This window comes from Nonomuraea turkmeniaca (assembly GCF_005889735.1).
GTDB classification, from domain to species: Bacteria; Actinomycetota; Actinomycetes; order Streptosporangiales; family Streptosporangiaceae; genus Nonomuraea; species Nonomuraea turkmeniaca.
The window spans coordinates 1-11,401 of sequence record NZ_VCKY01000297.1; the positions used below are offsets into that span (position 1 = coordinate 1).

The window sequence follows — 11,401 nt, forward strand, 5'->3', positions numbered from 1 at the left end:
CGCCGCGACCAGCACGAGCAGCACCGCGACCGCCAGCGCGGCCCGCCAGGTGCCGAGGATCGCGCCCGCCAGCATCACGCCCAGCGTCTGCAACGTGATCGGAACCGCGTTGCCGAAGACGTTGAACGAACCCGGCAGGCCGAGCACCGCGATCAGCGCGGCGAACACGGCCACCCTCGCCAGGTCTCCCGTCGGGAACCCGCGCTTCCTGCCTGCATTCTTCATGAGGTCGATCTCACACCAGAACGGGGCTCTTCAGGCATGGAGGTATCCCACAACTTTCCGGTCGATCGTCTGCGAGCGAACGATACCGGTCAGGCCGCCAGGCGCAGGGCGCGGGCCACGTCCGCGGTGACGGCGGAGGTCTCGGTCGCGGTGTAGCCGTCACGCAGGGACGCATCGAGGTCCTTCAGCCCGTTGCCGCTCAGCGTGATCACCACGCGCAGGCCCGCCTCCAGCTGTCCGCGCGCGTGCTGGTCGAGCAGTCCCGCCACCCCGGCCGCCGAGGCCGGCTCGACGAACACGCCGTCGCGACGGGCCAGCTCCCGGTACGCCGCGAAGATCTGCTCGTCGCTCACCGCGGCGATCAGCCCGCCGGACTCCTCGCGTGCCGCGATGGCGCCGTCCCAGCTGGCCGGATTGCCGACGCGGATCGCGCTCGCCTCGGTCCGCGGGTCGGCGACCGGCGCCCCGTGGACCAGAGGCGCCGCGCCCGACGCCTGGAAGCCCCACACACGCGGCAGCCGGGTGGCGAAGCCTGCCTGGTGGTAGGTGCGGTAGCCGCCCCAGGTGGCGGTGATGTTGCCGCCGTTGCCGACGGGCAGGCAGTGCACGTCCGGCGCGTCGCCCAGCGCGTCCACGACCTCGTAGGCGACCGTACGCTGGCCGGCCAGCCGCAGCTCGTTGCCGACCGAGTTGACCAGCGCGACCGGGTGGTGGCCGGCCAGCTCGCGGGTCACGCGCAGGCAGTCGTCGAAGGTGCCGTCGATCTCCACGATGCGGGCGCCGTAGCGTACGGCCTGGCTCAGCTTGCCCAGCGCGATCCGGCCCCTGGGGACGAGCACGGCGGCGGTGAGGCCGGCGCGGGCGGCGTACGCGGCGGCCGAGGCGCTGGTGTTGCCGGTGGAGGCGCAGATGACGGTCTCGGCGCCGCGCTCGGCCGCCCGGCTGATCGCCACCGTCATGCCGCGGTCCTTGAATGATCCAGTCGGGTTGGCGCCCTCGACCTTCAGCCACACCTCGCAGCCGGTCAGCGAGGACAGGAACGCCGAGCGCAACAGCGGGGTGTTGCCCTCGTTCAGCGAGACGGCCGGGGTGTCGTCGGTGACGGGCAACCAGCGCCGGTAGGGGCTGTCGATCAAACCATGCCAAGTACTCATGACCGAACCGTAACATCCGTTTCGTGAACCTGTGTATGCGGGAGTAGATGTAACATTTGTCAGCATGGAGAACGATCCGGTGGAGAGCCGCCTCAGCGCCGTCTACTCCGAGCTGCCGCCCGGCGAGCGCGCGATCGTGCGCGTGCTGCTCGACGACTATCCGTTCGCGGCACTCGGCTCGCTGCGGGCGCTGGCCGAGCGTGCGGGGGTCAGCCCGCCGACGGCCTCGCGGCTGTTCGACCGGCTCGGGTACGCCGGGTTCGCCGACTTCCAGGCCGCCGTCAGGGACGGGGCACGGGACCGGTCGCGGCTGCTGGAATTCGTCAGCGCGCCGGGCACGAGCGGCCCTGCTGGGAGCGCGCCGGGCACGAGCGGCCCTGCTGGGAGCGCGCCGGGCACGAGCAGCCCTGCTGGGAGCGCGCCGGGCACGAGCAGCCCTGCTGGGAGCGCGCCGGGCACGAGCAGCCCTCCCGGGAGCACGCCCGGCGACGAGGTGGCCGCACCCGCCGAGACGGGATCGTCCGAGCTACGGCGGGCCGCCGACGACCTGCGCTCGGGACTGGACGGCACGCTCGCGGCCCTCTCCGAGCCCCTGATCACGACCGCGGCCGCGCTGCTCGCCGAGGCCCGCACGGTGTGGGCGCTGGGCGGGCCGCTCAGCGAGCTGGCCGCCGAATACCTGATCCGTCAGCTCGCCAGCCTGCGCTCCGGCGCCCACCGGGTGCCGGAGGCGCCACAGGCCCGCGCCCGTGCCCTGCTGGACCTGGGGCCTTCCGACGTGGTCACGGCCTACGACTTCCGTCGTTACTCCCCCGCCACCGCCCGGTTCGTGGAGGCCGCCCGCGCGCGCGGCGCGCGGCTGGTGCTCGTCACCGACGCCTGGCGGTCCCCACTGGCCGCCCAGGCGGAGGTGCTGGTCAGCCTGCCGCGCGAGGCAGCCGGGCCGATCGCGCCGCTGGCGCACGAGATCGCCGTCACCGAGCTGCTGCTCGTCGCCACGGCCGCGCGCCTGTCACCCGCTCAGCGCCTGGCCGATCTGGACACGCTCACGCAGAGCCTGCTGTGAGCCGCTTGTAGAAGAAACTGCAGTCGCGCAGCGTGCCGTCCGGTGATCCGGCGTACGCGGGAACGATGCCGTACCGTGTCCAGCCGCCGGTGAGGTAGACGTGCTCGGCGGTGCTGCCCGTCTCGGTGTCCAGCAGCAGCAGGTCGGCTCCCGCCTCCAGCGCGGCCTGCTCGGCGATGGCCAGCAGGGCACGCGACAGCCCCCGGCCGCGGGCTTCGCGGTGCACCATGAGTTTGACGATCTCGGCACGGTGGCGGGCGTTCGGCTTGGCGGCCAGGGCCAGGCTGACGCTGGCGTTGATGCGGGCGTCGTCGCGAGAGACCCACACCATGAGACGGCCGTCGGCCACGGCCGGGGCCTGCGCCCGCCACCACGCGGCAGCCGCCTCATGGTCGAACGGCGCCAGGAAACCCACGGAGGCGCCGTCGTCCACGGCGTCGACCAGGAGAGCGGCCAGCTCCTTCACCCCGTCGTCGAACTCCCCGGCGGACAGGCGGTCAATGGCGTGCATAAGGGACTCCCCGGCTTTCACGGCAGGACGATGAGCAGCGCGTAACGCACCGGGTCCGGCCCCGGGCAGCGGAAGCGGGAGGCGCCCCAGAGCCGGAAGCGCAGGCAGTCGCCGGATTCGAGGGTGTGCGCGCGACCGTTGGCGGTGATCTCCACCGTGCCCTCGAGCGCCCAGATGTGCTGCTCGAGCCCCGGCACCGGGGGCGCCTCGTAGACGATGTCCGCGCCCGGCCGCAGAACACCCTCGACGACCTCGCCGCGCAGGCCGGGGTGCGGTGGTGACACCGACCTGCGGACGAAACCGGACTCCTCGTCCCGCCACACCTTCTGGCCCTCGGCGCGCACCAGCTGCGGCGGCTCTGACTCGACCTCGGCCAGCAGCCGCGACATCGTGCGCTCGTAGACCGCGCAGAGCTTGTTGAGCAGCGCCGCGGTCGGGCTGATCTCGCCGCGCTCCAGGCGCGACAGGGTCGAGCGGCTGATCGCGGCCCGGTGGGCCAGCTCGTCCAGCGACCAGCCCCGCTCGACGCGCAGCTCCGCCAGCCGTTCGGCCAGCCGGACATCCAACTCCTCCGCCTGTCTCATATCCGGGAATATATCCCAAAAACGAGACAAGCGTATTCCTCTTCGGACCGTCGCCTCAGGTTTGGCCGCGTGCAGACTGTATGGAACAGCGCCAACAACAAGGTCTTCTACGGGCGCGAAGGAGTCCTGACCGGCGCCGACCGCGAGCACGCCGAGGTCTCCATGCTCGCCCCGCACCTGCCCCAGTCCTCAATGGCGCTGATCGATAACCCAACTCCTGCAAGCTGACTACGAACCTCAGGCTCGACCGGCTCGCAGGCGGCTATCCCCCGGCGATCGCCTCCGGGATCAGGCTGCTTCGGCAGCCTCTCCCGCTTCCCGCAGGATGACGAAGCGGTGCTGGCTGGCCAGGAGGTGGCCGACTCCGACAATGGCCACGACGGGCCATTCCACGATCTCCAGCGCTCCTAGTGCGATGAGAACCCCGTAGAAGGCGAGCTGTTCAGGTCTGATGACCATGGTGGCGCTCCTTCGCTCAACGTCTCGGCGATTCGGCTGCCCTCCACGGACCCGGCAAACAGCGGTGAGGCAAAGGTTGGGGTGGGCAGGGCAAAGGTCAGGGATGCCGCGCCCCTACACTCGGGCTGGTGCGACCGCCCGAAAGGCAGTTGAGACTCACGCCTCTAGCTCAGTACGTATCGGTCCGGTGGGGAAGATCCTGCGCGAGCTGCCGACCGGCTCCAGCGCCGCCGTGACCGTGTGTAGTGGGCGCCCGAGCCGACAGCTCGACCGGGCCGGTGCCGGTCCAGTTCCGCCCGCAGCGGGAACTCCTACCGGCGCGCCGGCCGCTCGGGCAGCACTTCGATCACCGGCTGCGCGTTGGGCCGCCCGAGCAGCGCACCCGGCGGCACCCCCTCCAGGACAGGCCGGGCGAACCACGGGGAGAGCAGTCCCGCGGTGAACGCGACGCCGATCCCCACCGCGAACGGCGCCACCGACCGTTCTGCGCCCGGACGCTGCTCCAGTTCATGCGGGCGCGACCGGACGCGTGCGCTCGCCGGGACCCACGACGGTGGTCGCCATGCCGGCGATGGGTCGGGCGCGGGCACCCGCGCTGTCTGGTTCCCGGGAGCTACGCGCCGTTGAGCAGCGGCACGAGCTGCTCCTCCTCGTAGTCCAGGTGCGCCTCGAGCTCCGCGGTGAGCCGGTTCACCTCGCTCGACAGCGCCTCGGGAGAAACGTCGTCCGCGGCCAGAAGCTCCTGCAACCGCTCGAGGAGCTCTTGGACGACGGCGTGCTCGGCCCGCAGCCGCTCCAGCGCCGCGGCGAGCTCCGGGTGCCGACCCTCCAGCGCCGGGAACATGAACCCGTCCTCGCGCTCATGGTGCACGTGCAAACCCTGGCACAGGGTCAGGCAGTTGACCCGCAGCTGCGCGCCCAGCCGCGGTCCCGACGCGGCGACCTCCCCGCGGATGATCGCCAGCTCCCTGCGGAAGGCGTCGTGCAGCCTCCTGAGCGCGTCCCCCATGGGGCCGGTCGGCGGCCCGCCGTCGATCGGGATGAGCGCGACCACCGGCAGGACCCGGCCAGACATGGTTTCGTACGCGGCCCAGCCGGGGTCCGCCTCGACGGCGCGGGCGAACATGCGATCCCGCTCCTCGCTCTCCAGCACGACCGCCTTCGCCTGGTAGGTGAAGACGCCGTCTTCCACGGTGACCTGCGGGTTGGCGCGCAGGTTGTGGTACCAGGCCGGGTGCGCGGGCGCGCCGCCGGCCGAGGCGATGATGAGGATGCGGTCACCGTCGGGCAGGTAGCCGAGCGGCGTCGTACGGCGGGCGCCGGTCTTGGCGCCGACGGTCGTCAGCAGGAGCAGCCTGGCTCCCTCGAACGGGCCGCCGACCCGGCCCTGGTTGGCGCGGAACTCGTCGATGATCTGCTGGTTGAAGTCAATGGGCATGCGTGTTCTCACTCCAGGCGGGATGTGTCGATGACAAGGGAAACCCGCACGGAATGCCAGAGAAAGGACGGACGGCTCGACTACACCGCCGAAGGCATGGAACGACGCGCGGGGGCTACGCGCTCAGGCACGACCGATGAAGGTAGTCACGGCGTCATCCCCTTTGATTCGGCGCCTCCATGCCACCGCCGTCCACCAGGCGGCGTCACGCGACGCGACCGCTATTACACGATCTGCCGCAAATCTTGTCAAGCCGGGAATTGTTCGGGGGCCGGCCTTCAAAGGTCGACGCCTCAGCCGCCTCCACCGCAGCCACCGCAGCCACCGCAGCCGGCGGACCCATGCGCGGACACGCCCTCGCCCTCCCTCACGCCGACGAGCTCTGCCCGCCGGGCGCGCCGGTGTTTCCTGACGCTGCTCGCTCGCCTCGCCACGGCCACGCAGCCCGCGAACGCGGCCATCGACAGCGCCCGCATCGTCTCCATCCGAAGCTGGGCCACCGACAATTCCGACCGGGAGGCGACGGCATCGAGCACCGGGACTGCGAGCGGCTCCTGCGATGTGGCACGCGATCGCATCCGGTGCACCCGCCGCCCCCGGCTCACGCGCAACTCTCCCGACTCGGCCAGCAGCGCGATCGCCGTGTCCGCCACCCTGCTCCGGTCCTCCCGCAAGGTAGGCGAGTTCGTAGTGGCCGAGCTCACCAGGGGGACGTCTAATGACTCGTCGAGGACGATGTGCTCGTGCTTGATCAGGGAGGCGATGACGAAGGCGGCGCCGCTCATCACGCGTGTTCGGCAGAGTGTCGTGCCGCGATGCGGGGACTCGATGGGCTCGAACTTTCACGCCAAGATCTGCATCGGTGGAGTGTACTCGAAGGAGACGAGCCCGAGCCGGCGCGGGTCGAGCGTGTCCTTGCGCTGGTTCCACCGCGTCGAGCTGGTGTGCAGCTTGCGGGCGCGGGCCTGCCGCTGCCACCGCGGCGACCGGTCCCGGTACGAGATGAGCGCAGGGTGGCTGCTGACGGACCGGTACCGGTAGCCCTGGTCCGCGAGATGCTGCGCCACCCACTCCGACATGCGAGCGCCGATGCTCAGCCCCTGAAAGTCCGGCAGCACCACCAGGCGGTGCTCCACTTCATGTTCCGCACCCGGGGGTGCTGGAAATGCCGGTACGCCAGGAACGCGACCGGCTGACCGTCCACGTACCCGGCGAAGCAACGCGCCGTGTTCGAGATCTCCGCGCTCAGATAGTGATGGTGGCGAAAAGCCTGCCAGAGGGAGCGGTCAGCAACCCGGACATCGAGCCGGAGCCGCGGCCGGGGTTGAACCGACCTCCACGCGAACGAGGCCGTGGCCACGTCGTACACCCAGTCCGGCTGCAGCCAGTCGAGCACGTCGTAGTGGCAGGTGACGGCGACGAGCTGGCGACCGCCCCGCCGGACGGCCTTGGCCACGGCGTGGGAGGCGACCTTCGCGACCTGCCGGTCCACGACGCTGGTGAACTCGTCCACGACGACCAGGCCCGACTGCTCGGCCAGCGCGCGGGCCATGCTCGCGCGGAACGCCTCCCCGTTCGACAGCGTCCGGTACGGCCTGAGCCACGCGGGCGGGCTCGAGAGTCCCACGGCGGTCAGCAGGCCGACGATGTCCTTGATGCCCATCCCCTTGGGGAAGTCGTCCACGAGCGCCCGGTCCGTCCAGGTGTGCGCTTCGACGAGCAGGCCCGGCCACAGCGCGCGGGCGAGGGTGGTCTTTCCGGCGCCGCTGGGGCCCACGAGCAGGCCGACGTTCCACTTCCGTTCCTCGACGGGCAGGTGCGCCGACCAGGAGGTGGTCAGCTTCTCCTCCAGCGGCACGTCGAACATGCCCTGCAACTGGAGGACACGGCCGGTGCGGCGTACGGGGGTGGCGAGCGTGATGTCCGCGCGCACGAGCGGCTCCCTTCCTACTGTCGCGTGCTATCACGCCGGGGGTGGAACGGAATGTCACGCCCCAAGGAGAAGACAATCGACGACCGATCCTGCGAGGCGAACAGATGAAACATTGGAACCGAAACCCGACACCACGATGGCTGACCAGGCTCGTCCTGGTCGCGGTCGCCGCGGCGGCCACGACTCTGGGAGCCGGGGCGGCAGCGAGCGCGGTCAACTCCGGCGCTACAGCGTCGTCGGCCGGGCCGTACCTGCACGTGGGCTGCGAGAGCTGGACCAGGCTGAAGATCAGATGCACCGCGACCACGATCGGCGCCTGGGACCCGCACACTGTGCGCTGGTACGTCAACGACGTTCTCTATAGCACGATCGAGAACGTCTACGGCGACCCGTCACATATCTCAAGTGTCAGCGTGACCTTCGCCTGCTCGCCATCGCAACCCAAGATCTATTCGGCTGTCGTCACCGACGATCTCGGCCGGGTTGCCTACGCGCCCGGCAGCGGCGCCGCGTGCCGCACCGGCAACCCGTAGTGCTCCGGTAATGGGTGCCGCTGGGGCGTAGGTCCCGTTCGTCTCTTCTTCGCCAGGTCTTGGCGTTGAGGATGCGGGCGGGGCTGCTCATACTGGAGCACCCTGGCCGTGCGGCGTACGGCGGCCGCGAGGATGATGCCCGCACGCACGAGGATTCTCCTCCCTCGGGGTTTCTGATCACGATCGCGTCACTCGGCGTTCGCCAAGCAGGCCGGAGCAGCATCATCAGCCCGTGAAGTCTTCGTCGATCGTCGTGACCGTGCTGGTGCTCTTGGCGGTTCCGGCGCTGGTGTGGATGCTGGGTCCAGGCGCTACGTGGGTGCTGGAGCATATCGACCACACCACGGTGTTCACCGAGGACAAGGATCGAGCCGCCGCACTGGCGGCGATCCGAGGCAACGTCCTGGCCGTGGCCACAGGCCTGGCCGCGTTACTGGCGGTGTTCTACACCGCCCGCAACGCCGACACCGCCCGGCGCACCTTCCAGCTCGGCGAGCGCGGCCACGACACCGACCGCTTCAGCAAGGCCGTCGAGCAGCTCGGCAGCAACCAGGCTCCGGTGCGCCTCGGTGGCCTGTACGCCCTCGAACAGCTCGCCCAGAACAACCCCGCCCTGCGGCAGACCGTCGTTGACGTCATCTGCGCCTATCTGCGGATGCCGTGGACGCCTCCGCACGAGGAGGACCGGCACGAGAAGATCCGCGCCGCCCAACACGCTGCCCGCACGCGGTCACCTGGCCGTGCGGAGTCGCGGGCCAGCCGGGACCCGAACGAAGAACGGCAGGTCCGGCTCACCGCCCAACGTCTACTCGCCGACCACCTGCGCTGGCAAAAGCGGCGCTGGTGGCAACACCCCAACCCCGTCTTCTGGCCCGACATCCGGCTGGACCTGACCGGTGCCACCTTGCTCGACTTCAGGTTCGATTCCTGCCGTGTCGACCGGGCGGCGTTCGAGGGAACGACCTTCACCGGCTACGCCTGGTTCAGCGAGGCAACCTTCAGTGGCACCGCCTGGTTCGGAGCGCGACCTTCACCGGCGACACCTCTTTCGAGGAGACTACCTTCGCCAAAGGTGCCTCGTTCGAGAGGGCGACCTTCACCGGCCACACCACGTTTTGGGCGGCCTACGCGGGTGCAGACATCAATCTAGAGAAGGCACAGGGGGTGCACCCACGCCGAGCGCATGTATGGCCGCACGACTGGGATGTGGTGACCGGCCCTGCCGGCGCGGTGCTGAAGCGGTACGAGCCGCCCGACGACGGCGCGAATGATGAACAGGCGCACGGGGAACCGACCGTCGCGGCATAGCACGACGTTGACGATTGATCTACATGAGGGCTCGGACGGAGTGACCTTCGGCGGACAGCCGCTCCAGGAGTTCGACCTGCTCGGCCTCCGAGTCGCAGGTGACGACGACGCCCCACACGGTCGGCGGCTCCACCCGCTCCGCCGGCCCCGCACCGGTGACCGGGTTCGGTGGCGGCTGGTCGAGGTCGCGCGGCACCAGGTCCTCCACGTCCTCCGGGTCGTAGCCGGTCGCGGCCAGCATGCGCAGATCCACAGCGGCGCTGCGGTATCCCCGCTGGGCGGCCGCCTGATAGTGCTCGACGTGCGTTGCGGCCATCCACGCCAACGCTCGCGGCTTCGTGATGATCTCGGAGTGGGTGCGGTAGTCAGGCGGCAGGATGTCCAGCAGCCAGGATGTGGCCGAATGAACCCAGCCTGGGTCATCAGGCGGCAGCACCTGCGCCGGCCACCCGGGCGGCGTCGGCCGAGCGGGGCCGGACTCCTCGATGGTGGTCTCGACGTGCTCGATCGCCGCCTCTATCGCGCTGTAGTCCGTACCGCGCATGCGGCGCACACGAGCGACAGGAACCCACTCGGGTGTCTGATCAACGGGCCTGCCCTTGAAGCCGCTTTCGACATCAACCCAGGAGACCAGAGCCTCCCGAGTTCCGTTCGGGAGGACGCGGAGGCAGTGCAGCCAACCGGCCCGATCCGGGAGGATTTCCACTGGTTGCGGCTCGGGCACCGCCGTCATCCTATCCCGTTTCTCGAAGACATGTTCGATCATGGTAGCGCGAAGGTGCGCCCAGGAGGTGGTGGAGTCGGTTCTCATGCGCGGTGCGACGCCTGAAGGGGTGTCAGTAAGACTCCTCTCCTCATTGGGGCACAACCGAGCTGCAAGTCACATTCGCGACCCTGTGATCATGCCCGTGATCAAGATGACGTGGCCGGTGGTCGTTCTCACCCTGGCCACCGCGCTCACCCTCCCCGCCCCGCCAGCTGCGGCGGCGCAGGTCGCCGTGAACAGCGACTTCAACGGCGACGGCTACCACGACCTGGCAATCGGCACTCCCAACGTCCCCGGCCCGAACGGCACCACCGGCGCCGTCACGATCCTGTACGGAGGACCGGACGGGATCGACGACCACGCCGTGCGCCGCCCCGAGGCCGACTGCAAGTCCGCCTGGCGCAACCCGTGCCGAGACTGGGGCGAGACGGTGGCCGCGGGCAACGTCACCGGCGACAGCGCGGCCGAGCTGTTGTTCGCCGGCGGCTACCCGGCCTTTCAGGTCGACTCATGGAACCAGGAGGGTGTCCGCACCACGACCACCGAAGGCTACGGTGGCCCCGGCGCCCTCGCATGGGGTCTGCGCGTCGGGCAGTTCGACGACCAGCCGGGCGCCGACATCGTCGGCATCAACGACAGCAGCGGGTTCTACCTCGACGGCGTCTACTACCCCACCTCCACCCTGACCGCCCGCTTCAACACCAACGGGTGGACCCGGAACTACTTCTACGACGGGCAGGTCAGGGTCAGGGCGATCGCCACCGGCGACGTCCGCGGCACTGGCAGGCAGCAGATGGCCATGATCATCAGCAGATACACGCCCGAGGCCCAGGAGGAGTCTCCGTACCTGTGGCTGCAGGACAACCTGAGGCAGCAGCCGACGACGCGCGATGACAGCCTGTGGGCCTGGGGCGCTCTGTGCACCCCTCAGAACCGCGACCTGCTGGGCTGCCCCAAGAAGGACTCCCAGCTGGCGATGGGCGACGTGGACGGCGACGGCCACGTGGACGTCGTCATGGTCACCCCCAGCCTGCGCGGCCTGCAGGTCTGGTACGGCTCGGCGTCGGGCTTCTCCCAGTTCCCCGGCTTCTCCGCGCACGACATCGGCTGGTTCGACGCCGGCTCGGGCGTCGGCAGTGACCTGGCCGTGGGCGACGTCAACGGCGACGGCGCCGCCGAGATCGTCCTGGGTGCTCCCAACGCCGCCTCTTCCGGCCAGGCGGGCGCGGGCGGCGTCGCGATCATCCCCGGCTCGAAGGCCTCGCCCCGCGGCCCCGTTCTCACCGCCGCCCGGATCATCACCCAGGTGGGCAATCAGTCGGTCCGGGCATCCAACTGGGTGGACTGGAACTACTACATCGACGAGGAAGTTCGCCCCTGGCGACAAGCTTCCTTCTGGCCCTGGGCTGGCTGAGAGCTTCTAC

Annotated in this window: 16 protein-coding genes and 1 pseudogene; 6 read left to right on the plus strand and 11 right to left on the minus strand. The window is 70.0% G+C overall.

The features are described 5' to 3' along the window. Together ETD86_RS47970 and thrC are read right to left on the minus strand one after the other, a co-directional pair. Positions 1-225 (minus strand): biotin transporter BioY (locus tag ETD86_RS47970; protein ID WP_211370776.1); only part of this gene is annotated, 225 nt, incomplete at its 3' end. Between the two features lie 89 nt (positions 226-314). Then, positions 315-1,379, minus strand: a complete 1,065-nt coding sequence (thrC, locus tag ETD86_RS47975) for a threonine synthase (protein ID WP_211370777.1) — start codon at positions 1,377-1,379, stop codon at positions 315-317. Between the two features lie 64 nt (positions 1,380-1,443). On the opposite strand from thrC, the gene ETD86_RS47980 reads away from it, so the two are divergent. After that, positions 1,444-2,445, plus strand: a complete 1,002-nt coding sequence (locus tag ETD86_RS47980; protein WP_138673290.1) for a MurR/RpiR family transcriptional regulator — start codon at positions 1,444-1,446, stop codon at positions 2,443-2,445. Here the strand turns inward: ETD86_RS47980 and ETD86_RS47985 are convergent. Together ETD86_RS47985 and ETD86_RS47990 are read right to left on the minus strand one after the other, a co-directional pair. Further along, complete coding sequence (locus ETD86_RS47985; protein WP_138673291.1) at positions 2,426-2,956, minus strand: GNAT family N-acetyltransferase; 531 nt, start codon at positions 2,954-2,956, stop codon at positions 2,426-2,428. The two genes, ETD86_RS47980 and ETD86_RS47985, sit on opposite strands and share 20 nt — an antisense overlap. A gap of 17 nt (positions 2,957-2,973) precedes the next feature. Further along, positions 2,974-3,540, minus strand: a complete 567-nt coding sequence (locus ETD86_RS47990; protein ID WP_138673292.1) for a helix-turn-helix domain-containing protein — start codon at positions 3,538-3,540, stop codon at positions 2,974-2,976. A 69-nt stretch (positions 3,541-3,609) separates the two neighbouring features. Between ETD86_RS47990 and ETD86_RS56200 the strand changes: the two genes are divergently transcribed. Continuing rightward, positions 3,610-3,768: a hypothetical protein gene (locus ETD86_RS56200; RefSeq protein ID WP_170223678.1), complete on the plus strand. Its 159-nt coding sequence runs from the start codon at positions 3,610-3,612 to the stop codon at positions 3,766-3,768. 60 nt (positions 3,769-3,828) lie between these two features. Here ETD86_RS56200 and ETD86_RS56205 read toward each other — a convergent pair whose 3' ends face one another. From ETD86_RS56205 to ETD86_RS48010, 6 genes are all read right to left on the minus strand, one after another. Beyond that, positions 3,829-3,999 (minus strand): hypothetical protein, encoded by a 171-nt coding sequence (locus ETD86_RS56205; RefSeq protein WP_170223679.1) that lies wholly within the window; start codon positions 3,997-3,999, stop codon positions 3,829-3,831. Positions 4,000-4,310: 311 nt separating this feature from the next. Continuing rightward, positions 4,311-4,475: a hypothetical protein gene (locus tag ETD86_RS56210; RefSeq protein WP_170223680.1), complete on the minus strand. Its 165-nt coding sequence runs from the start codon at positions 4,473-4,475 to the stop codon at positions 4,311-4,313. A 137-nt stretch (positions 4,476-4,612) separates the two neighbouring features. Further along, complete coding sequence (locus tag ETD86_RS47995) at positions 4,613-5,437, minus strand: nitroreductase/quinone reductase family protein (protein WP_138673293.1); 825 nt, start codon at positions 5,435-5,437, stop codon at positions 4,613-4,615. Positions 5,438-5,730: 293 nt separating this feature from the next. Continuing rightward, a complete protein-coding gene (locus ETD86_RS48000; RefSeq protein ID WP_138673294.1) occupies positions 5,731-6,222 on the minus strand; it encodes a hypothetical protein in 492 nt (163 codons plus the stop codon). A gap of 57 nt (positions 6,223-6,279) precedes the next feature. Beyond that, positions 6,280-6,573 carry a GNAT family N-acetyltransferase gene (locus tag ETD86_RS48005; protein WP_138673295.1) on the minus strand — a complete coding sequence of 98 codons (294 nt, stop codon included), beginning with the start codon at positions 6,571-6,573 and terminating at the stop codon, positions 6,280-6,282. Then, positions 6,531-7,370, minus strand: a complete 840-nt coding sequence (locus tag ETD86_RS48010; protein ID WP_138673296.1) for a hypothetical protein — start codon at positions 7,368-7,370, stop codon at positions 6,531-6,533. Before ETD86_RS48010 ends, ETD86_RS48005 begins: the two co-directional genes overlap by 43 nt. A gap of 104 nt (positions 7,371-7,474) precedes the next feature. Here ETD86_RS48010 and ETD86_RS48015 point away from each other — a divergent pair, with 104 nt between their 5' ends. The 3 genes and pseudogenes from ETD86_RS48015 to ETD86_RS60435 all read left to right on the plus strand — a co-directional run bounded on the left by ETD86_RS48015 (position 7,475) and on the right by ETD86_RS60435 (position 9,211). Next, positions 7,475-7,903, plus strand: a complete 429-nt coding sequence (locus tag ETD86_RS48015) for a hypothetical protein (protein ID WP_138673297.1) — start codon at positions 7,475-7,477, stop codon at positions 7,901-7,903. A 655-nt stretch (positions 7,904-8,558) separates the two neighbouring features. After that, positions 8,559-8,912 (plus strand): annotated as a pseudogene (locus ETD86_RS60430) (pentapeptide repeat-containing protein); the annotation flags it as partial. 2 nt (positions 8,913-8,914) lie between these two features. After that, positions 8,915-9,211, plus strand: coding sequence for a pentapeptide repeat-containing protein (locus tag ETD86_RS60435; protein ID WP_425465704.1), 297 nt, complete (start codon positions 8,915-8,917; stop codon positions 9,209-9,211). A gap of 19 nt (positions 9,212-9,230) precedes the next feature. Here ETD86_RS60435 and ETD86_RS48025 read toward each other — a convergent pair whose 3' ends face one another. Next, on the minus strand, positions 9,231-9,755 hold the full coding sequence (locus ETD86_RS48025) for a hypothetical protein (protein WP_138673298.1): 525 nt from the start codon (positions 9,753-9,755) through the stop codon (positions 9,231-9,233). 358 nt (positions 9,756-10,113) lie between these two features. Between ETD86_RS48025 and ETD86_RS48030 the strand changes: the two genes are divergently transcribed. After that, positions 10,114-11,391 (plus strand): FG-GAP-like repeat-containing protein, encoded by a 1,278-nt coding sequence (locus ETD86_RS48030; RefSeq protein ID WP_170223683.1) that lies wholly within the window; start codon positions 10,114-10,116, stop codon positions 11,389-11,391. Positions 11,392-11,401: the final 10 nt, after the last annotated feature.